At 71.2% G+C, this 21963-nt stretch carries 17 protein-coding genes; 14 read left to right on the plus strand and 3 right to left on the minus strand.

All coding sequences use genetic code 11. From position 1 onward, the window contains the following. The first annotated feature begins 192 nt into the window (after positions 1-192). From DMA15_RS34040 to DMA15_RS34060, 6 genes are all read left to right on the plus strand, one after another. Positions 193-918 (plus strand): (2Fe-2S)-binding protein, encoded by a 726-nt coding sequence (locus DMA15_RS34040; protein ID WP_240660083.1) that lies wholly within the window; start codon positions 193-195, stop codon positions 916-918. A 47-nt stretch (positions 919-965) separates the two neighbouring features. Then, complete coding sequence (glgA, locus tag DMA15_RS34045; RefSeq protein WP_125516507.1) at positions 966-2132, plus strand: glycogen synthase; 1167 nt, start codon at positions 966-968, stop codon at positions 2130-2132. Positions 2133-2152: 20 nt separating this feature from the next. After that, positions 2153-3370 (plus strand): glucose-1-phosphate adenylyltransferase, encoded by a 1218-nt coding sequence (gene glgC / locus DMA15_RS34050; RefSeq protein WP_125516508.1) that lies wholly within the window; start codon positions 2153-2155, stop codon positions 3368-3370. A 188-nt stretch (positions 3371-3558) separates the two neighbouring features. Continuing rightward, entirely contained in the window at positions 3559-5037 is a 1479-nt protein-coding gene (locus DMA15_RS34055; protein ID WP_125516509.1) for an SDR family NAD(P)-dependent oxidoreductase, read from the plus strand. Positions 5038-5270: 233 nt separating this feature from the next. Beyond that, positions 5271-5444, plus strand: coding sequence for a hypothetical protein (locus DMA15_RS36880; RefSeq protein WP_164551885.1), 174 nt, complete (start codon positions 5271-5273; stop codon positions 5442-5444). A 489-nt stretch (positions 5445-5933) separates the two neighbouring features. Beyond that, entirely contained in the window at positions 5934-6860 is a 927-nt protein-coding gene (locus DMA15_RS34060) for a nitroreductase/quinone reductase family protein (RefSeq protein ID WP_125516510.1), read from the plus strand. On the opposite strand, the gene DMA15_RS34065 is transcribed toward DMA15_RS34060, so the two are convergent. Then, positions 6773-7966, minus strand: a complete 1194-nt coding sequence (locus DMA15_RS34065; RefSeq protein WP_125516511.1) for a glutamate--cysteine ligase — start codon at positions 7964-7966, stop codon at positions 6773-6775. The genes DMA15_RS34060 and DMA15_RS34065 overlap by 88 nt on opposite strands. A 155-nt stretch (positions 7967-8121) precedes the next feature. After that, positions 8122-9186 carry a LacI family DNA-binding transcriptional regulator gene (locus DMA15_RS34070; RefSeq protein WP_164551886.1) on the minus strand — a complete coding sequence of 355 codons (1065 nt, stop codon included), beginning with the start codon at positions 9184-9186 and terminating at the stop codon, positions 8122-8124. A 268-nt stretch (positions 9187-9454) separates the two neighbouring features. Here DMA15_RS34070 and DMA15_RS34075 point away from each other — a divergent pair, with 268 nt between their 5' ends. From DMA15_RS34075 to DMA15_RS34095, 5 genes are all read left to right on the plus strand, one after another. Then, on the plus strand, positions 9455-10753 hold the full coding sequence (locus DMA15_RS34075) for an extracellular solute-binding protein (protein WP_125516512.1): 1299 nt from the start codon (positions 9455-9457) through the stop codon (positions 10751-10753). Positions 10754-10797: 44 nt separating this feature from the next. Next, positions 10798-11697, plus strand: coding sequence for a sugar ABC transporter permease (locus DMA15_RS34080; RefSeq protein WP_125516513.1), 900 nt, complete (start codon positions 10798-10800; stop codon positions 11695-11697). Positions 11698-11780: 83 nt separating this feature from the next. Beyond that, positions 11781-12626: a carbohydrate ABC transporter permease gene (locus DMA15_RS34085; RefSeq protein WP_125518194.1), complete on the plus strand. Its 846-nt coding sequence runs from the start codon at positions 11781-11783 to the stop codon at positions 12624-12626. A 38-nt stretch (positions 12627-12664) separates the two neighbouring features. Next, positions 12665-13918 carry a glycosyl hydrolase gene (locus tag DMA15_RS34090; protein ID WP_125516514.1) on the plus strand — a complete coding sequence of 418 codons (1254 nt, stop codon included), beginning with the start codon at positions 12665-12667 and terminating at the stop codon, positions 13916-13918. Between the two features lie 127 nt (positions 13919-14045). Beyond that, positions 14046-17063, plus strand: coding sequence for a glycoside hydrolase family 38 C-terminal domain-containing protein (locus DMA15_RS34095; protein ID WP_125516515.1), 3018 nt, complete (start codon positions 14046-14048; stop codon positions 17061-17063). Between the two features lie 214 nt (positions 17064-17277). On the opposite strand, the gene DMA15_RS34100 is transcribed toward DMA15_RS34095, so the two are convergent. After that, positions 17278-18021 carry an FCD domain-containing protein gene (locus DMA15_RS34100; RefSeq protein WP_125516516.1) on the minus strand — a complete coding sequence of 248 codons (744 nt, stop codon included), beginning with the start codon at positions 18019-18021 and terminating at the stop codon, positions 17278-17280. Between the two features lie 159 nt (positions 18022-18180). On the opposite strand from DMA15_RS34100, the gene DMA15_RS34105 reads away from it, so the two are divergent. From DMA15_RS34105 to DMA15_RS34115, 3 genes are all read left to right on the plus strand, one after another. Next, the gene (locus DMA15_RS34105; RefSeq protein WP_125516517.1) at positions 18181-19290 is read left to right on the plus strand and encodes a sugar ABC transporter substrate-binding protein; all 1110 of its coding nucleotides are present in this window, start codon (positions 18181-18183) and stop codon (positions 19288-19290) included. An 8-nt stretch (positions 19291-19298) separates the two neighbouring features. Further along, positions 19299-20906, plus strand: coding sequence for a sugar ABC transporter ATP-binding protein (locus tag DMA15_RS34110; protein WP_125516518.1), 1608 nt, complete (start codon positions 19299-19301; stop codon positions 20904-20906). Positions 20907-20982: 76 nt separating this feature from the next. Further along, positions 20983-21942 carry an ABC transporter permease gene (locus tag DMA15_RS34115; protein WP_240660325.1) on the plus strand — a complete coding sequence of 320 codons (960 nt, stop codon included), beginning with the start codon at positions 20983-20985 and terminating at the stop codon, positions 21940-21942. The last annotated feature ends 21 nt before the right edge of the window (positions 21943-21963 follow it).

Genomic DNA, 21963 nt, shown 5'->3' on the forward strand with positions numbered 1-21963 from the left:
GAACGGTCGGCTTCCATGGTTACCACGATGCCGCGAGAATCGTCCCGCGTCGTCGTACCTGAGCAGTCAATCGGTCCTACTGCCGATGGAGTACGGCCCTCGCCGTGTCCTCCCCAAGGCGGGGTACCCCCTAGGGGCAGAGGATGACACCCCGGAGCGCACGGGCGGCGCGTGGCTTGCTGTACTGATCCCGTGACCACCCGTATCGACCTGGCAGAACTCGGATCCGTCGGCGGCTTCTTCGCCCTGCGCGCGGGGCCCGCGCCCGCCGCCGTGCCCTTCACACAGGTGTACGCGCCACCGACCGGCGCGGACCCGCTCACTTTCCGTGTCACGAAGGTCGCGGGGCGGCTCGGCGCGCCCGAGGACCGTATCGCCGTGTCCGTGGCCCAACTGGGGCTCGCCGCCCGGCTCTGGTCCGTGGCGCTCGGCTCCGCCGCGCTGTACGGAGCGGTGCCCGACCTCGACCCCGCCCTGCTGCGCTGGGACGCCGACGGCACCTCGCCCGACGACCTGTGGATCGGTGACGTACGCCCGCTGCCCGCCGACGCCGGGACCGTACGGGACATCGTGCAGCACGGCCATCTCGCGCCGCTCGCCGACGCGTTGCGCGCCCGGTACCGGATCTCCGCCGGGCTGCTGTGGGGCAACGCGGGCTCCGCGCTCGCGGGCGCCGTACGCGAACTGCACGGCTGGGCGGCGCGGGAAGGGCGCGAGGGCGTGGGGGAGCGGGCCATGGAGCTGGCCGCGGCGCTCTTCGACCACCCCGACCTGCGCGGCACCGGCACCCTGGACGGCACCGCCTTCCGGCGCCGCAGCTGCTGCCTCTACTACCGGTGCCCCGGCGGCGGCGTATGCGGCGACTGCTGCTTCGAACGGGCGCCGCAGCGCTCTTCCCCCGGAGCGTCGTCTGGGTGACCATGAGGGAGCGCGGCCGACCTCAGGCGGACGACGGAGGGTTCTCCGTGAAAGTGGGACTGCTCACCCGGGAGTACCCGCCCGATGTGTACGGCGGCGCGGGCGTCCATGTCGAGTTCCTGGCACGGGAGTTGCGCTCCCTCGTCGACCTCGACGTGCACTGCTGGGGCGATGGCGCGGCCGACGGGCTGACGCGCCATCAGGCCTGGCCCGCGCTCGACGGCGCCAATGACGCGCTGCGCACCTTCTCCGTGGACCTGGCGATGGCCGCCGCGCTCGCCGGGCGCGAGCTGGTCCACTCCCACACCTGGTACGCGAGCCTCGCGGGGCACGTCGGCAAGCTCCTGCACGGCATCCCGCACGTGATGACCTCGCACTCCCTGGAGCCCCTGCGCCCCTGGAAGGCCGAGCAACTGGGCGGCGGATACGCCCTGTCGAGCTGGGCGGAGCGTACCGCCGCGGAATCAGCCGACGCGGTGATCGCGGTCTCCGGCGCCATGCGCGAGGACATCCTCGCCTGCTACCCCGCCGTCGACCCGGCGAAGGTCCACGTCGTGCACAACGGCATCGACACCGGCCTGTACCGCCCCGACCCCGGCACGGACGTCCTGGAGCGGCTCGGCATCGACCCCGCGCGCCCCTACGTCCTGTTCGTCGGGCGCATCACCCGCCAGAAGGGCGTCCCCCATCTGCTGCGCGCGGCCCGCGAGTTGGACGCGGGAGCGCAGCTCGTGCTCTGTGCCGGGGCCCCCGACACCCCGGCGATCGACGCCGAGTTCCGCGTGCTCTTCGAGGAGCTGAGCCGGGGGCGGGCGGGCGTCCACTGGATCCCCGACATGCTGCCGCGCCCCGAGGTGGTCCAACTCCTCACCCACGCCACGGTGTTCGTCTGCCCCTCGGTGTACGAGCCGCTCGGCATCGTCAACCTGGAGGCGATGGCGTGCGGCACGGCCGTCGTCGCCTCGCGGGTCGGCGGCATCCCGGAGGTCGTCGAGGACCACGCGACCGGAGTGCTCGTCCCGTACGAGGAGAAGGACCCGGAAGGCTTCGAACGCGACCTCGCGCTCCGGCTGAACGAGCTGGTCGCCGCCCCGGAGCGGGCCGCCGTGATGGGCGCGGCGGGACGGCGCAGGGCGCTCGGCGAATTCGGCTGGGACGCGGTCGCCCGGCGCACGGTCGAGGTGTACGAGGAGATCCTGCACGCCGACAGATAGCCGACAAGTAGGGGGCTGGGATGCGCGGTGGACCTTCGGTGCTCGGAATCGTGCTTGCCGGCGGGGAAGGCAAACGGCTGCTGCCGCTCACCGCCGACCGGGCCAAACCAGCGGTCACGTTCGGCGGCACGTACCGCCTCGTGGACTTCGTCCTCTCCAATCTCGTCAACGCCGACATCCTGCGCGTCTGCGTCCTGACGCAGTACAAGTCCCACTCCCTCGACCGGCACGTGACGACGACCTGGCGCATGTCGAGCCTGCTCGGCAACTACGTCACACCCGTGCCCGCGCAGCAACGCCTCGGCCCCCGCTGGTACTTGGGCAGCGCCGACGCGATCCTCCAGTCGCTCAACCTCGTCCACGACGAACAGCCCGACTACATCGCGGTGTTCGGCGCCGACCACGTCTACCGCATGGACCCCCGGCAGATGCTCCAGCAGCACATCGACAACGGCGCCGCCGTCACCGTCGCCGGGATCAGGGTGCCCCGCGCCGAGGCGTCCTCCTTCGGCGTCATCACGCCCGCCCGTGACGGGACGCGCGTCGAAAGCTTCCTGGAGAAGCCGTCGGACCCGCCGGGCCTCGCGGACGCCCCGAACCAGGTCTTCGCCTCGATGGGGAACTACATGTTCACCACGAAGACCCTGGTCGACGCCCTCCAGCAGGACGCCGAGGACGAGGAGTCCGCGCACGACATGGGCGGCTCGATCCTGCCCATGCTCACCGAGCGCGGCCTCGCCCAGGTGTACGACTTCGACGGCAACCACGTGCCCGGCGAGACCCCGCGCGACCACGGCTACTGGCGTGACGTCGGCACCCTGGACTCGTACTACGACGCCCACATGGATCTGATCTCCGACCAGCCCGTCTTCAACCTGGACAACCGGCGCTGGCCGATCTACACGCACTCCAGCGGCCTGCCGCCCGCGAAGTTCTGCGCCGGCGGCATGGCGGGCGAGTCGATCGTCAGCCCCGGCTGCGTCATCCGCGGCCAGGTCACCCGCTCCGTCCTGTCGCCCGGGGTGATCATCGAGGAGGGCGCGGTCGTCCAGGGCTCGGTCCTGCACCACAACGTACGCGTGGGGCGGGGCGCGGTGGTGCGCGGCGCGGTCCTGGACAAGAACGTCGACGTACCGCCCGGCGCGACCGTCGGCGTCAATCCGGAGCGGGACGAGGAGCTGTACACGGTGTCCGAGGCCGGAGTGATCGCCCTGGGCAAGGGGCAGCCGGTCGAGTGAGGGCCCGGGGCCCGAGCTGGACGCGGCCCGCGCACGGCGCGTGCGGGACCAGATCGGGGCCCTCCGGGCGGTGTGCGCTCCGTCACGCGTTTGGTAACGGGGGCCAGAGCTACGTAAAGTTCCGCTTTTGGGAGCTTCCGCGGACGACCAGGCAGGCCGCGGCACGGAATGACACGAGGACAGCGGCGATGACGGTGACAGACGAAAGCCACGAGGGGACCGTCGCGTACGGCCCCGGCATCGACCCGGACCGCCTCGCCGTCTGCCTCAGCGTGCTCGACGAGCTGGACAAGCTGGACGTGGACCACCCCGACGCGATCGCGGTCCGCCGCGCCACCGCCGGGATCTACCGCACGGTGAAGCAGCGCCGCCGCCAGGAGCGCCGCGCCGCCAAGACCGCCCACGACCGCGCGGTCACCGAGGCCACCGCCACCGGCTCCGCCGACCGCATCGACGACGAGACGGCGGGCGTACTGCCCTCCTCCTCGGTGAAGGGCGAGATCGCGGGGATACTCCAGCGCCCCCGCTCCTGCTACACCTGCAAGACGCGGTACGTCGAGGTCGACGCGTTCTACCACCAGCTCTGCCCGGCCTGCGCCGCCGAGAACCGCGCCCGCCGCGACGCCCGCACCGACCTGACCGGCAAGCGCGCGCTGCTCACCGGCGGCCGCGCCAAGATCGGCATGTACATCGCGCTGCGGCTGCTGCGTGACGGTGCGCACACCACCATCACCACGCGCTTCCCGAGCGACGCGATCCGCCGCTTCAAGGCGATGCCCGACAGCGACGAGTGGATCCACCGGCTGAAGATCGTCGGCATCGACCTGCGCGACCCGGCGCAGGTCGTCGCGCTCGCCGAGTCGGTCGCCGCCGAGGGCCCCCTCGATGTACTGATCAACAACGCCGCGCAGACCGTACGCCGTTCCCCGCAGGCCTACAGCGAGCTGGTCGCCGCCGAGTCCGCCCCGCTGCCCGCCGGTGAGCTGCCCGCCTCCGAGGTGATCGGCACCTTCGGCTCCGGCGCCGTGGCCGCGCTGCCGGTCCCCGGGGGCGGCGCGCTCACCGCCGACGACGTCACCGGGCTCGCCCTGGTCACGGGCTCCGCGTCCCTGGAGCGCATCGCGGCCGGTACGGCGATCGACGCGGGCGGCCTGGTGCCCGACCTGCACGACACCAACAGCTGGATCCAGACGGTGGACGAGGTCGGCCCGATCGAGCTGCTCGAAGTCCAGCTGTGCAACTCGACGGCGCCGTTCATCCTCATCAGCCACCTGCGCCCCGCGATGGCGGCCGCCGCCGCGGCGCACGACGAGGGTCGCGCGTACGTCGTCAACGTCTCCGCGATGGAGGGCGTATTCGGCCGCGGCTACAAGGGCGCCGGACACCCGCACACCAACATGGCCAAGGCCGCCCTGAACATGCTGACGCGCACCAGCGCACAGGAGATGTTCGAGAAGGACCGCATCCTGATGACCGCGGTCGACACGGGCTGGATCACCGACGAGCGCCCGCACCCCGACAAGATGCGCCTGGCCGAGGAGGGCTTCCACGCCCCGCTCGACCTGATCGACGGCGCCGCCCGGGTCTACGACCCGATCGTGCGCGGCCAGGCCGGCGAGGACCTGTTCGGCGTCTTCCTGAAGGACTACGCGCCCGGCAAGTGGTAGCCCGCTCCTGACCGGTTCCGCTGTCCGGATTCCGCCCCGCCTCGGTTTTCCATCGAGCGCGGCCGCGCTCATTTGGTTACTCTAGGGCGAACGGGTGGCCACGAGAGATCCACAAACGTCTCTCGGCCGCCCCGGGGACAGGCCGGCACCACGGCCGCGGTCCCGCCAGATACCGGCGCCACCGCGACCGAACTGCCCTTGGCCTTCCTTTACGCGACACAAAGGAGTGCGCGGTGACACCAGAACTGACGAAGCACGAGAAGCGACCGGCGGAACGCGGCGGCGAGCGGGCCGGGAGGCCCCACAAGCTCCGCAATCTGGAGGCGTGGGCCAAGGCGGCCCCCATCCGGCTGGCGGGTTACGAGGACGACCTCGCCGAGCCGCACATCCTCCCCGGTATCGACTGATCGTTACCGCTCCGGTCGTCTGCTTCGCCCTGTGCCCCCCGCCTCGTGGCGGGGGGCACGGGCATGTCGGGGGGCGGCCCGCTCCCGGTGGCGCGAGAGAGCGCGAGGGGCGGGCCGGTGATCCCCGTGGCCCGGACGACCGTCCCCTCCACGGCCGTCCGCCCCCGTCGCCATCTCACGCCAGTACCCCGCAGGCGCCGGGTGATTCACCGGCCCCTCCCGACACCGTTGACAGATGGGGGAGCGGGTGACTGTAATGGTGCGCGTGCCGCGTGGCGCCGACCAAAGAGAAGTGGGCAGGTCGGCGATCGGGCGAGCACCTTCACTCAAGGACAACGCCGATGAACACGTCGTGAGTTGACTCCCGGGGCATTCGCCTGATCCGCGCGCCTTCGCGCGCCATCGCCACGCCTTCTTCGCGTGGCGCTCCCTCACCTCCACCGCGCTCGACGCGGTCCCGCGCACCCTGTACGGAGATCTGACACCGTCATGCCCACACCCTTCAACCAGTCCGTCATCGAGGAGTTCCGCGCCCACGGCGGCAAGGTCGGCGGCCCCTTCGAAGGCAGCGAACTCCTCCTGCTCACCACCACCGGAGCGAAGTCCGGCAAGGAGCACACCACCCCGCTCGGCTTCGTCCGCGACGGCGGGCTGCTCCTGCTCGTCGGGTCGAACCTGGGCGCGCCGCGCCACCCCGACTGGTACCACAACGTCCTCGCCCACCCCGCGGTGACCGTGGAACTCGGCACCGACACCTTCGAGGCGATCGCCGTCCCCGCCGAGGGCGAGCGCCGCGACCGGCTCTTCGCGCGCGTGGTGGCCGCCGAACCGGGCTACGGCGACTACCAGACGCGCACCAGCCGGACCCTGCCCGTCGTCGTCCTTGAGCGGCCCGCACATGAGGCGGACATCCCCCAGGAGCCGGCCAGCCTCGCGGACAAGATGGTCCAGGTGCACCTCTGGCTGCGCGGCCAGTTGAAGCACGTACGCGAGGAGACCGAGGCGTACTTCGCCGCGCTCGCCGCGCACCAGGGGCCGGGGACGCCACCGGCGCCCGGGCTCGGGCTGCAGATCCGCCAGCACTGCCTGGCCTTCTGCGACGCCCTGGAGTTCCACCACACCAGCGAGGACACGCATCTCTTCCCGGCGATGGCGGGCCACCACCCCGAACTGCGCGACACCTTCGACCGCCTGACGGCAGAACACCGGGAGGTCGCCCGGATCCAGGGCGAACTCGCCGCGCTCCTCGCGGACGTCGGGGGCGCGGACCCGGAGCGGTTCCGTACGGAACTGGCCCGGATGTCCGCCGAGTTGACCCGCCACCTCGACTACGAGGAGGAGTCGCTCCTGCCGCTCCTGGCCGAACTCCCCTGGCCGCCGGGGCCGCCGACCGGTGAAGGAGCCCGCCGCCACTGACGCGGGCTCGCGGCCGTGCGGTCGGCCAGGTCGTCGACGACGTCGGCCAGGCTGCCCGCGCGGGCGTGGACGGAGCGCTGGCGTTCGGCGCCGCCGCCGTGCGCGAACAGGCGCCGCAGGACCGCCGTCACCTGGGGGAGTTCACCGTGCTCCGCCAGCGCTGGCCGGGCGTGCGCGAGAAGCTGCCGGACCTGGTGCGAGGTCGGCACCAGACGGTGGGTCCGCGGATCGAGGCTGTGGCCGGTCAGACCGTCGCGGGCGCACCGCCAGTACGCGGCGCGCAGCAGCGCCTCGTCCATGGCGGGCCCGGGGTCGCCGCGGCGCACCCGCTCCAGGGCCCGCACGACCAGTGCCCGCACGAGGACGGCGAAGACCGCCGCCTCCTCGACCGACGTGGCGGCGTCCATCGCCCTGATCTCCAGGGTGGGAAGGTGCGCGCACGGGCGCACGTCCCAGTACAGCGAGCGTTCGCCGAGGGTGGCGCCCGTCTCCCGCAGCGCGGAGGCGAGCGTGTCGTAGTGCGCGGCGGAGGAGAAGTACGGCGGGGGGCCCGCCACGGGCCAACGCGTGGCTCCCAGGGTCCTCCAGCTGCAGTAGCCGCTGTCCCTCTCCTCCCAGAAGGGCGAGTTCGCCGCCATCGCCACCAGGACGGGCAGCCACGGCCGCAGGTGGTTGCTGACCAGGACGGCATGGTCCCGGTCCGGCACCTGGACGTGCACGTGGAGCCCGCAGAAGGCGAACGTGTCGTACAGCGACCGGAACGTGGCGAGCTGGGCGCGGTAGTGGGCGCCTCCGTTGAGCGGGATCGGTGCCCGCATGCCGAGCAGCGGGGTGCCGCAGGCCACGGGGCGCGCGCCTTCGTCGGCCGCGGCGGCGACCACGGCGGAGCGCACCCGCCGCAGCTCCTCACGCAGCTCGCCCAGGGTCCCGCAGGGTGGTGTCTTGCCCTCCACCTGGTACCGGGACGCCTCGCCCGTCACCAGGCCTCCGAGCACCGGCTCGGCGCGAGCCAGGACCCGCGGCGCCGCCGCGACGACCGTGCGCTGGGCAGCGTCGACGAGGAAGTACTCCTCCTCGACACCGACGGTGGGGAAATGATCCGCCATGTGCCGTGTCCTTCCGCAGACGCGAGCGAGGCATGCCCGTCCACTGTCCTCGCCCAAAGGGCCGACGGCGACCCCGGCGCACCCGCGCGATGGCATGCACTCGGCATACGACCGGCCCTAGGGCCTGTCCCGCGGCATGATCCGCCGGACAGGCCCTAGGGCTGTTCTCGGCCTCCCCGCACCGGCCCCGTGCTCTCCCGCTCGATGAGCCGCGGCAGCGGCACCTGTACGGTCGCCGCGGGGCCGTCGTCCAGGAGGGCGAGCAGTTCGCGGGCCGCGGTGCGCCCGAACGCCACGGTGTCCCGGGAGAGCGCCGTCAGCCATGGGTGCACCATGCGGCAGAGCGCGGAGTCCTCCCAGGCCACGACCGACACGTCGGCCGGGACCGCGAAGCCCAGGGAGGACGCGGCGGCGACCCCGGCCACGGCCATCACGTCGTTGTCGTACACCAGGGCGGTCGGCGGTTCGGCCGCCTCCAGGACGCGCCGGGTGACGGCGGCGCCCTCCGCGTCGGAGTAGTCGGTCGGCACCGAACGCACCCCGGACAGGCCCCGGCTCGCCGCCTCCGCGCGCAGGGTGCGCATCCGGCGCTCGGTGTGCGCGAGCCCTTCGAGGCCCGCGATGTGCACGATGCGGCGGTGCCCGAGCGCGTACAAGTGGCCCACGACCGACGCCATCGCCCCCGCGTCGTCCACCCACACCGTGGAGAGGCCCGGGGGACCCGCGTCCGGATCGGGCACGCCGCCCGTCACCACGGCGGGCAGCCCCAGCTCGTCGAGGAGGGCGGGACGGGGGTCGTCCGTGCGCGGGTCCACCACGAGGACGCCGTCCACCCGGTGCTCGGCCCACCAGCGGCGGTAGACCGCGCACTCGGCGGCCACGTCCTCCACCACCTGGAACAGGAGCCCCAAGTGCCGCTCGGCCAGCACCTCCTGGACCCCGGAGATGAGTTGCAGGAAGAACGAGTCGACGCCCAGGGTCGCCGCGGGCCGCGCCACGACGAGGCCCACCGTCGCCGAGCCCTCACCGGACAGGGCGCGCGCCGCGGTGCTCGGCCGCCAGCCCAGCTGCTCGGCGACCCTGCGCACCCGGTCGCGGGTGATGTCGGAGACGCCGGGCCGGTCGTTGAGCGCGAAGGAGACGGCGCTCTCGGAGACCCCGGCACGGCGCGCGATGTCCTTCATGGTCGGCCGGCGCGTCGGTGACCGCTTGCCCTGCACCCGTTGCCCCTTTCCTGGCGCCCGCGCACTAAAGCGCTTGAGCGACCAGACTCTAAAGCGCATTAGTCGTTTGCCGCAAGACTTTCAACACACCCGTCTGACCTGGGGAGTTGCCCAGAAGATGAAGAGATCTTCGACAATGGGCACCCGAATCCATTGACTTTGCTCCACAGTTGGATGCAGGGTCGGCCTCGGCGTGGATCGCGCGGCTCGGACGGCTGCGGCCATCGCCGTCTCACGCTGGGCCGAGCAAAGGAGCCGTTTCACCGTGCGTATCTCCCGTATCCCCCGCAGAGCGGTCGCCGCAGGCGCCGTCCTCGCTGTCCTGCTGCCGCTGAGCGCCTGTGGCGACGGAGGCGACGACGGCGGCTCCACGGACGCGTCGGGCAAGATCGAAGGCAAGATCACCTTCCAGACCTGGAATCTGAAGGCCAACTTCAAGCCCTACTTCGAGGGCCTCGTCGCCGAGTTCGAGGACAAGTACCCCGGCACCGACGTCAAGTGGGTCGACCAGCCCGGCGAGGGGTACGCCGACAAGATCAGCGCCGACGCCGCCGCGGGCACGCTGCCCGACGTCGTGAACGTCTCGCCCGACCTGGTCGCCCCGCTCGCCAAGGCCGGCCTCGCGCTCGACCTCGGCAAGGCGGCGGGCAAGTACGAGAAGGAGTACCTCCCCGGGGCCTGGAAGAGCCACCAGATACCGGGCACGGAAGGGACGTACGCCTTCCCCTGGTATCTGAACACCGGGCCGCTCTTCTACAACAAGCGCCTCTTCAAGGAGGCAGGCCTGGACGAGAACAAGCCGCCGAAGACGTACGACCAACTCTTCGGCCAGGCACTCCAGTTGGCGAAGAAGAGCGACGGCAAGGTGGCCACGCTCGCCAACGTCCCCACCATCGAGGACTTCGGGCGCTACGGCGTACCGCTGATGAACAAGGAAGGCACCGGCTTCACCTTCAACGACGCCAAGGGCGTCGAACTCCTCACGGAGTACAAGAAGTTGTACGACGCCAAGGCGCTGGACGGGCAGGCGCTGACCGCGACCCCGGAGTCGACCGGCAAGAAGTTCCTCACCGAGGCCGTCGCCATGAACCCGGGCAGCGCGCTCGACCTGGAGAAGTTCAAGAAGGAAGCGCCGAAGCTCTACAAGAACATCGGCATCACCCCGCAGATCAGCAGCACCGGCAAGGACAACATGTACGTGATGGGCGTGATGGTGAACGCCCGCACCAAGCAGACGCCCGCCGCCGTCGCCTTCGCGCACTTCGTCACCGACGCCGAGCACCAGATGGAGTTCGCCAAGAAGGTCGCGATCTTCCCCAGCACGCGGGGCTCCCTCGACGACCCCTACTTCACCGAGCAGGACGGCAAGGAGGAGACGCGGGTCCGTGTCGCCGCCGCCAAGTCCATCAAGACCGCGGTGAACTACACGCCCGTGCTCTTCAGCGAGCAGATGAAGGTCGAGCTGCGCAACGCGGTCGCCAAGGCGCTGCAGGGCAAGGAGAGCCCCGAGGAAGCGCTTGACAACGCTGTCAAGAACTGTGACCGGCTCCTGAAGCAGAGCTGAGCGCCGGCGCCGTGCCGAGCCATGACCAGGGAACGACGTCAGCCATGAAGACCCGCACCGCCGACAGGATCAAAATCAGGCGGCAACTGCCCACAAGCCCCTGGCTCTTCGCCGCCCCCGGGCTCGCGATCGTCGCCGTCTTCATCCTCTATCCGTTCGTCAGCACCCTCAACAACTCCTTCACCGACAAAAGGACGTTGATCCCCGGCGAGTACGTGGGCCTCGCCAACTTCCGCGAGCTGCTGCACGACGACATGTTCTGGATCGGCCTGCGCAACAGCACGCTGTACGTCCTCGTGGTCGTGCCCGCGCTGGTCCTGCTGCCGCTGCTGCTCGCGATGCTCGTCCAGAAGCACATCCCCGGCATCACCTTCTTCCGCTCCGCCTTCTACACCCCGGTGGTCGCCTCGATCGTCGTGGTCGGTCTGATCTGGGTGTGGATGCTGGACGAACGGGGCCTGGTCAACGCCGTCCTTGAGGCGGTGGGCGTCGGCAAGGTCGGCTTCCTCAGCGACCAGTGGCTGCTGCTCTTCAGCGCCATGGCCGTCACGGTCTGGAAGGGCCTCGGCTACTACATGATCATTTACCTGGCGGCGCTCGCCAACGTGCCGCGCGAGCTGCACGAGGCCGCGGCGGTCGACGGCGCGGGGGCGGTGCGCCGCTTCTTCAGCGTCACCGTGCCCGCCGTGCGCTCCACCATGGTGCTCGTGGGCGCGCTCTCCTCGGTCGCCGCCTTCAAGGTGTTCTCCGAGGTGTATCTGATGGCGGGGCCCACCGGCGGCCCCGCGGGCGAGGACACCACGCTGGTGATGCTGGTGCAGCGCACGGGCACCGGCCTCACCGGTCGCGTCGGCTATGCCTCGGCGATCTCCGTCGTCGTCTTCGTCGTCACCGTCGCGCTCATGCTGCTCGTGCTGCGGGCGGACCGGAAGGAGGACGCGTGAGCACCACCGAGAAGGCCCCCGCGCCGGTCACCGGGCGCGGGCCCGGCGGCAGCGGCGGGGCGCTCCGCAAGCCGCGGCGCCGGATCACCGACGAGAACGGCCGCAGGATGCCCGTATGGGAGGTCGTCCTGCGCTACGGGCTGCTGCTCGCCGTCCTGGCGCTGATGATCGGACCGTTCCTGTGGCAGCTGTCCACGTCCCTGAAGGGGCCGCACGAGGACCTCTTCAGCTCCCCGCCGAAGTTCCTGCCCTCCGACCCGACGTTCCACAACTACGAGCGGGTCGCCGACACCATCCCCGTCTGGGACTACGCCCTCAACTCCCTGAAGGTGGCGGCCGCCAACGTCGTCACCAACTGCGTGGGCGCCGCCCTCGCGGGCTACGCCCTGGCGCGCCTGCGCTACCGCGGCCGCAAGGCGGCCACGCTCGTCTTCATCCTGGCCATGCTGGTGCCCGTGGAGGGCATCATCATCGCCCAGTTCACGACGATGCGTGAGCTGAACCTGAACAACACCCTCATCGGGGTGCTGCTGCCCGGCTGCGTCTCCGCGCTCAACGTCCTGCTGATGCGCAACGCCTTCCTCAACGTGCCCTACGAGATCGAGGAAGCCGCGTTCGTGGACGGCGCGAACGTCTGGCAGCGGTTCACCCGGATCGCCCTGCCCGCGGTCAAGGGCACCCTCGCCGTCGTCGCGATCTTCGCCTTCATGGGCGCCTGGGACGACTTCCTGTGGCCCCTCATCGTGCTCAGCGACCCGGAGCGGTTCACCCTCACCATCGGCCTGAACTATCTGCACGGCACCTTCGCCAACGACGAACGCCTCGTCGCCGCGGGCACGGTCATCGCCGTGCTCCCGCTGATCGTCCTCTTCGCCTGCCTCCAGCGGTACTTCTTCCGCGGCGTCGGCGAGGGCGCGGTCAAGGGCTGACCGGTGCCACCTCGAACTCTCAAGGACCAGGACCCGCATTGCCTTCCGCATCGCCTTCGGGCACGCCGCGCTTCGGCGCCAACTACACGCCGAGCCACGGGTGGTTCCACCACTGGCTCGACTTCGACCTCGACGCCGTACGCGGCGACCTCGACGCCATCGCCGCGCTCGGCCTCGACCATGTGCGGGTCTTCCCGATCTGGCCGTACTTCCAGCCCAACCGCACCCTGATCCGGCCGCGCGCCGTCGAGCAGCTGGTGCGGCTCGCCGACGCCGCCGCCGAGCGCGGCCTCGACGTCAACGTCGACGGCCTCCAGGGCCATCTGTCCAGCTTCGACTTCCTGCCCGCCTGGACGCAGACCTGGCACCGGCGGAACCTCTTCACCGACCCGGACGTGGTGGCCGGACAGGCCGAGTACCTGCGTACGCTCGCCGCCGCGCTCGCCGACCGGCCCAACTTCATCGGCATGACCATCGGCAACGAGATCAACCAGTTCTCGGCGGGGCCGCACCCCGACCCCGACCGCATCACCCAGGAGCAGGCCGACACCTGGCTCCGCACGGTCCTCGCCGCCTGCGAGGAAGGCGCCCCCGGCAGACTGCATCTGCACGCCGAGTACGACGCCGCCTGGTACCAGGACGACCAGCCCTTCACCCCGGCGCAGGCCGCCCGGCTCGGCGGCGCGACCGCCGTGCACTCCTGGGTCTTCAACGGCACCGCCCAGCGCCACGGGCGCACCGGCACCGCTACCCGTACCCATGCCGCGTACTTGATCGAGCTGTCCAAGGCCTGGGCACTCGACCCGCGCCGCCCCGTCTGGCTCCAGGAGGTCGGCGCGCCCGCGCCGCTGATCCCCGCCGAGCACGCGGCCGCGTTCACCGAGGAGACCATCGAGGCGGCGCTGGACTGCCAGGACGTGTGGGGCGTGACGTGGTGGTGCTCCCACGATGTCTCGCGGGGCCTCGCGGACTTCCCCGAGCTGGAGTACAGCCTCGGTCTGCTCACCAACGACGGGCAGGTCAAGCCCGCGGGGGCGGCCCTCGCGCGCATGGTCAAGGAGTGGCGCGGCCGTACGTACGCGCCGGCGGTACGGACCACGGCGGTGGTCGTCGACGACGCCGGGGCGCGGCGCTCGGCTTGCGCGCCGGGGGGAACGGTGTTCGAGGCGTTCATGCGTCTTGTCGCGGATGGGGTGCGGCCCGCGGTGGTCCTTTCCGGACGGGCGGGGGACGCGGAGCATCTCGCTGCGCGGGGCATCACGGAAGTCCTGCATCCGGAGGAGGTCCGCTAGGCCGATACGACCTCCGCAGATCGCGCTTCGCGCTCGTCCTCAATCGCCGGACGGGCTCAAACCACCCGCGCCGCGGCTCGTCCTCGACCCCGGACGGCCTCAACCCTTCACACCGGGAGTACTCCCCATGCATGACGACCGCACCCTCGTCGAAGCCCGCCTCAAGCGCGTTCTGGATGAGCGCATCAGGCCCGCCGTGTATCCCGCCTCCGTGCCGCTGGACGTCGCGGTGTGGAACGCGCCGGGCGAGCCCGTGCCCGTCGCCGAGGGGCTGGCCGCCGAGCCCGTGCCGACCGGTGTCGGGGAGCGGTGGGGCGCGCCCTGGGGGACCAGCTGGTTCCGGGTGAGCGGGACCGTGCCGACGGAGTGGGCGGGGAAGACCGTCGAGGCCATCCTCGACCTCGGCTTCGACGAGAACATGCCGGGCTTCCAGTGCGAGGGGCTCGTCTACCGCCCCGACGGCACCCCGGTGAAGGGCCTCAACCCGCGCAACCAGTGGGTGCGGATCGCCGCGCCCGCCGAGGGCGGCGAAGAGGTGCGGCTGCACATCGAGGCCGCCTCCAACCCCGTCATCCTCGACTACCACCCCTTCCTGCCCACCCAGTTGGGCGACAAGGAGACCGCGGGCAGCGAGCCGCAGTACGAGCTCGCGCGCATGGACCTCGCCGTCTTCGACGAGACGGTGTGGCAGCTCGTCATCGACCTGGAGGTCCTCGGCGAGCTGATGCGGGAACTGCCCGAGGACAGCGGGCGGCGCTACGACATCGTGCGCGCGGTCGGCCGCGCGCTGGACGCCGTCGACCTCCAGGACGTGAACGGCTCGGCCGCCGCCGCACGCGCCCGGCTCGAAGGCGTGCTCAGCACCCCCGCTGAGCCGTCCGCGCACCGCATCAGCGCCGTCGGCCACGCCCACATCGACTCCGCGTGGCTGTGGCCGCTGCGCGAGACGGTGCGCAAGGTGGCGCGTACGACGTCGAACATGACCGCGCTCATCGAGGACGAGCCCGACTTCGTCTTCGCCATGTCCCAGGCGCAGCAGTGGGCCTGGATCAAGGAGCACCGGCCCGAGGTGTGGGCGAAGGTGAAGAAGGCGGTCGCCGACGGACGGTTCGTGCCCGCGGGCGGGATGTGGGTCGAGTCGGACACGAACATGCCGGGCTCGGAGGCGATGGCCCGTCAGTTCGTGCACGGCAAGCGGTTCTTCCTCGACGAGTTCGGCGTGGAGAACGACGAGGCGTGGCTGCCCGACACCTTCGGCTTCGCCGCGGGTCTTCCGCAGATCATCAAGGCTGCGGGCTCCAAGTGGCTGCTCACGCAGAAGATCTCGTGGTCGCAGACCAACCGCTTCCCGCACCACACCTTCAACTGGGAGGGCATCGACGGGACGCGGATCTTCACGCACTTCCCGCCCGTCGACACCTACAACTGCTCCATGAAGGGCAGCGAGATCGCCCACGCGGCGAAGAACTTCAAGGACAAGGGCGTCGCCCGGCACTCGCTCGCGCCGACCGGCTGGGGCGACGGAGGCGGCGGCACCACCCGCGAGATGATCGCCAAGGCGGCCCGGCTGCGGGACCTGGAGGGCTCGGCGACCGTCCGCTGGGAGACGCCGGAGCAGTTCTTCGAGAAGGCCGAGGCCGAGTACCCGAACGCCCCCGTCTGGGTCGGCGAGCTGTATCTGGAGCTGCACCGGGCGACCCTCACCAGCCAGGCCGGCACCAAGCAGGGCAACCGCCGCAGCGAGCACCTGCTGCGGGAGGCTGAGCTGTGGGCGGCCACGGCCGCCGTGCGGTGCGCCGGGTTCACGTACCCCTACGAGCAGTTGGACCGCGTCTGGAAGACGGTCCTGCTCCACCAGTTCCACGACATCCTGCCCGGCTCGTCCATCGCCTGGGTGCACCGCGAGGCCCGTGCGACGTACGCGGCGCTCGCGCGGGAGCTGAACGGCATCATCGAGGCGGCGCAGCGCGCCCTCGCCGGTGAGGGCGCCGACGAGCTGGTCTTCAACTCCACCCCGCACGCCCGCGACGGCGTGCCCGCGGGCGGCGCCAGGAACGCGGCGACCGGCGGGCGGTCGGCGATCGAGGCGCGTGCCGAGGGGGGCTTCGTCCTCGACAACGGTTTGCTGCGGGTCGAGATCGACGCGCGGGGACTGGTCGTGTCCGCGTACGACCTCGTCGCCGACCGCGAGACCGTGGCGCCCGGCGCGGCGGCGAACCTGCCGCAACTGCACGCCGACTTCCCGAACATGTGGGACGCGTGGGACGTGGACGAGTTCTACCGGAACACCGTCACGGACCTCACGGAGGCGGACGAGGTCACCGCGGGCGAGGGCGCGTCGGTCCGGGTCGTGCGCGCCTTCGGTGACTCGCGGCTCACGCAGGTCCTGTCGCTGGCGCCGGGCGCGCGGCGGCTCGACATCGACACCGAGGTCGACTGGTACGAGACCGAGAAGTTCCTCAAGCTCGCCTTCCCGCTGGACATCCACGCCGAGCGGTACGCGTCGGAGACCCAGTTCGGGCACTTCTACCGGCCCACGCACACCAACACGAGCTGGGAGGCGGCCAAGTTCGAGGCGTGCAACCACCGCTTCGTGCACATGGAGGAGCCGGGCTGGGGTGTCGCGCTGGTCAACGACTCGACGTACGGCCACGACGTGACCCGCGCGGTCCGCGCCGACGACGCGAGTACGACCACGACCGTGCGTGTCTCGCTGCTGCGTGCACCGCGCTTCCCCGACCCCGAGACCGACCAGGGCGTGCACCGCTTCAGGCACGCACTGGTGCCGGGCGCGGCGATCGGCGACGCGGTGCGCGAGGGGTACCGCGTCAACCTGCCCGAGCGGCGGGTGAGCGGTGGCTCCGAGGTGGCGCCGCTGGTCACGGTCGACAACGACGCCGTGGTCGTCACGGCGGTCAAGCTCGCCGACGACGGCAGCGGTGACGTCGTCGTCCGCTTCCACGAGGCCCACGGCGGGCGGGCGAGGGCGACGCTGACAGCGGGCTTCGAGCCGACCTCGGTCACCGCGACCGACCTGCTCGAACGCCCGCTCGCGGACGCCGTGTCCCCGGAGCTGACGGGCGGCGCCGTCCCGGTGAGGCTTCGCCCGTTCGAACTGGTGACGCTGCGGTTCGGGAGGAGCTGACTCCGGGATACCCGGAGGAGCTGACCCTGGAGCTGATGCCGGGGGCCGGGAGGTGCTGGCGCCGGGGCCCAGGGGAAGCTGAGGCCGCGAGGCGGTGACGGGGACGGGAGCCGGGCGCGACGAGGCTGGGCGGGGCCGGGCTTGATGGGACCGGAGCCGGGCGGAGGTACGGCCGGAGGCGGTTGCGGCCCCGCCCCCGCCGCGCGTCCCGCCGTCACCCGTCCAATTGCGTCCGCAGCCACTCCTCCACCTCGCCCACGTGCGCCGCCGCCGCGGCCCGGGCCGCCTCCGGGTCGCGGGCCGCCAAGGCGCGGTGGATACGGGCGTGCTCGCGGCGGGTGCGGTCGAAGGCGCCCTCCTCCTGGTAGCCGCGCCACACCCGCGCGCGGAACGTCCGTGAGGACAGGCCCTCCAGGATCGCCGCCATCGTGTCGTTGCCCGCCGAGAGGGCGATCGTGCGGTGGAACGCCAGGTCATGGAAGAGGATCCGCTCCGGGTCATCCGTGGCGTTCATCGCCTCCAAGTGCCTCTCGACATCGGCGAGTTGGTCGGGCGAGATCCGCGCGGCCGCGAGCGCGGTCGCCGTCGACTCCAGGACCCGTCGTACTTCGAGCAGTTCCACGAGTCGCGGCCCGCGTGACAGGTCGGCCACCACGCCGAAGGTCTCCAGCAGATCACCGGCCTCCAACTGCGTGACGTAGATGCCCGAACCGTGCCGGGCCTCCAGCACGCCCATCACCGTCAGCGCCCGGATCGCCTCCCGCATGGAACTGCGCGAGAGGCCCAACTGCGCTGCCAAGTCCCTCTCGGTGGGCAGCCGTTGCCCCGGCTCCAGCCGCCCCTCGCCGATCATCGCCTTGATCTGCTCGATGGCCCGCTGCGTCACCGTGCCCTTCTGGGGCACCGCGCCCTTCCGTGGGGCGGACTGGTCTTGCTGGTCCACGTAACGCTCCTCCATTGGCTGGCCGGGTGCGGCGCAGTCTAGCCAGCGATGTGGTCCGACCACTACGCCCCGAAAACGGGAAAAGTTGGCGCCGAAGGGTGTTGCGGTCGCCAAGTGGTCTGATAAATATTCGCGTCACCAGGTGCTGGAATCCGCTCGACGAGGAGCCGTCAGATGGTCGGCAGGAACGGCAGAAACGGCAGGAACGGCAGGACAGTACGCAACAGGCCCATCAGGAAAGGCCGTTCGCGGAGGGCACGTGCCGCCGCGGCGGTCTCCTGCGTCTCCCTCGCGCTCGCCGCGTGCGGAAGCACGAAGGACACCGCCTCGCCCGGTGGCGAAGGCGGCGGCGAGGGCAGGGTCGGGGTGATCCTGCCCCTGCTGACCTCCCCGTTCTGGCAGTCGTACAACGACTACGTGCCGAAGATGGCGAAGTCCGAGGACGTCGACGCGATGAAGACCGTCAACTCCAACAGCGACCCCTCGCAGCAGATCACCGACATCAACAACCAGCTCAACCAGGGCGTGAGGGGCCTCGTCGTGGCGCCCCTCGACAGTGCCGCCATCTCCGCCGGGCTCGACCAGGCCGAGCGCAAGGGCGTGCCCGTGGTCGCCGTCGACGTCGCGCCCGAGAAGGGCAGGGTGGCGATGGTGGTGCGGGCCGACAACACCGCGTACGGCGAGAAGGCCTGCGACTACCTCGGCGAGCGGGTCAGGACCGGCAAGGTCGTGCAGATCATGGGCGACCTGGCCTCCGTCAACGGCCGCGAGCGCTCCAAGGCCTTCCGCGACTGCGTGCGGGAGAAGCACCCGAAGCTGAAGGTCCTGGAGATCCCCGCCAAGTGGGAGTCCGACACCGCCGCCGCCAAGCTCGACACGCTGCTCAGCTCCCACCCCGACATCAAGGGCATCTATCTACAGGCGGGCGGCGTCTATCTCGCGCCGACCCTCCAGACCCTCAAATCCAAGGGGATGCTGAAGAAGGCGGGGGAGAAGGGGCACATCACCGTCGTCTCGAACGACGGCATCCCGCAGGAGTTCGACGCCATCCGCGAGGGCCGGATCGACGCGACCGTCTCGCAGCCCGCCGACGCCTACGCCAAGTACGGCATGCACTACATCAAGGCCGCGATGAACGGGAAGAAGTTCAAGCCGGGCCCGACCGACCACGGCTCCGAGATCGTGAGGCTGCCCAGCGGCAACCTGGAGGACCAGCTGCCCGCGCCCCTGGTCACGAAGGAGAACGTCGGCGACGCCGAGCTGTGGGGCAACACGGTCGGATGAGTACGCCGATGACCAAGCCCCCCGCCGGTGGGCGGGCCGCGCTCCCGCTCGTCGAGGCCTCGGGCATAGCCAAGCGGTACGGGCCCACCGTCGCGCTGCGGGACGGCCGTCTGACCGTCCTGCCCGGTGAGTCCCACGCCCTCGTCGGCCGCAACGGCGCGGGCAAGTCCACCCTCGTCACCGTCCTCACCGGCCTCCAGGCGCCGGACGCGGGCACCGTCCTCTTCGACGGCGAGCCCGCGCCCCCGCTCACCGACCGCGACGCCTGGCGCCGGAAGGTGGCCTGCGTCTACCAGAAGCCCACGGCCATACCGGAGTTGACCGTCGCCGAGAACCTCTTCGTCAACCGGCAGCCCACGGGCCGCGGCGGCTTCATCAGCTGGCGCAAGCTGCGCGCCGACGCCGCCGACGTGCTCGACACCTGGGACGTACACGTCGACCCCGACGCCCGCACCGCCGACCTGCTCGTCGAGGACCGCCAAATGGTGGAGATCGCTCGGGCGTTGAGCTTCGGCGCCCGCTTCATCGTCCTCGACGAACCGACCGCGCAGCTCGACAACCGCGAGATCGAACGCCTCTTCACCCGCATGCGCGCGCTCCAGGAGTCCGGCGTCACCTTCCTGTTCATCTCGCACCACCTCCAGGAGGTGTACGAGGTGTGCCAGACCGTCACCGTGCTCCGCGACGCCCGCTGGATCACCAGCGCACCCGTCACCGAACTGCCGCGCGCCGCACTGGTCGAGGCCATGGCGGGCGAGGTCATCGCCGAGCAGACCGAGGCCGAGCAGGCCGTCACCCGTACCCAGGTCCCCGCCGACGCGCCGGTCGTGCTGGAAGCGCGCGGCCTCACCAGTACCTCGTACGCCGACATCGACCTGACCGTCCGCGAGGGCGAGGTCGTCGGCCTCGCGGGATCCAGCGGCAGCGGCAAGGTCAACCTCGCGGAGAGCTTCGCGGGACTGCACACACCGACGGCGGGAACCGCCCGCGTGGACGGTGGCCCCCTGCCGTTCGGCGACGTCCGGGCCGCCCTGCGCGCCGGGGTCGGCTGCGTCCCCCGCGACCGGCACGGCCAGGGCCTCGTCCCCGCCATGTCCCTCGGCGACAACGCCACGATGAGCGTCCTCGACAGGCTCGGCCGACACGGCTTCATCGGCACCGACACCAGGCGCCGCTTCGCCGCCGACCTCATCGACCGCCTCGACATCCACGCCGACGGCCCCGACCAGCCCGTCTCCGACCTCTCCGGCGGAAACGCCCAGAAGGTCGTTATGGCCCGCGCCCTCGCCTCGGACCCGCGCCTGCTCGTCCTGATCAACCCCACCGCGGGCGTCGACGTGAAGTCCAAGGAGTCCCTGCTGGCCCACGTCGACCGCGCCCGTGAGGCCGGCACGGCGGTCCTCATGGTCTCCGACGAACTGGACGACCTGCGCCGCTGCGACCGCGTCCTGGTCCTCTTCCACGGCCGCGTGGTCGCGGAACACGAGGCGGGCTGGCCCGACCGCACCCTGATCGCCTCAATCGAAGGCGTAGGCCGGAGGGGCCCCGCAAGGGACGCGAGGAACCGCGCGCCCAGCCACACCACACCCGCACCAGAAGGAGACAACCGTGGCTGACCTCAGGACCCAGTCGGCCGAGGAGACAGCCCCCCTCTCGCGGAGGGAACCCACCGAGAGCCGCGCAGCGACCCGCATCGCCCTGCGCCGCGCACGCGAACTCGCCCTGGTCCCCGCCCTCCTCCTGCTCACGCTGCTCGGCGCACTGCTCAACGACTCCTTCCTCACCCAGCGCAACCTCATCTCCGTCCTCGGCGCCTCCGCCGGCCTCGCCATGGTCGTCCTCGCCGAATCGCTCGTCCTGATCACCGGCAAGTTCGACCTCTCCCTGGAGTCGGTCGTCGGCATCGCGCCCGCCATCGGCGCGCTCCTCGTACTGCCCGCCGCCGAGTCGGGGTTCGGCACGGACATGCCCGCCGCGCTCGGGCTGCTCGCGATCCTGCTCGTGGGCGCGGCGATCGGCGCGTTCAACGGCGTACTCGTGGTGAAGCTCAAGCTCAACGCGTTCATCGTGACGCTCGCCATGCTGATCGTGCTGCGCGGCCTGCTCGTCGGCGCCACCGAGGGCAAGACGCTCTTCGGCATGCCCGAGGCCTTCTACACCCTCGCCACCTCCACCTTCCTGACCATCCCCCTGTCGGTGTGGCTCGCGGCGGGCGCCTTCGGGGTCACGGGATTCGTCCTCAAGTACCACCGGGTGGGGCGCGCGCTCTACGCGATCGGCGGCAACCCGGACGCGGCCCGCGCCGCCGGTATCCGCGTCGAGCGCGTCATGCTCGGCGTCTTCGTCGTCGCCGGGGTCCTCGCCGCGGTCGGCGGGCTCATGCAGACCGGATACGTCGGCGCCATCAACGCCAACCAGGGTCAGAACATGATCTTCACGGTGTTCGCCGCGGCCGTCATCGGAGGCATCAGCCTCGACGGCGGCAAGGGCACCATGTTCGGCGCCCTCACCGGCGTACTGCTGCTCGGCGTCGTGCAGAACCTGCTCACCCTCGCCCAGGTGCCGTCCTTCTGGATCCAGGCCATCTACGGCGGAATCATCCTGGTCGCCCTGATGATCGCGCGCGTCACGACCGGCCGCGCCCAGGACTGACCCCGTACCGGTCCGCCGCTT

Source organism: Streptomyces sp. WAC 01529, from assembly GCF_003945545.1.
In the GTDB taxonomy this organism is placed as follows: domain Bacteria; phylum Actinomycetota; class Actinomycetes; order Streptomycetales; family Streptomycetaceae; genus Streptomyces; species Streptomyces anatolicus.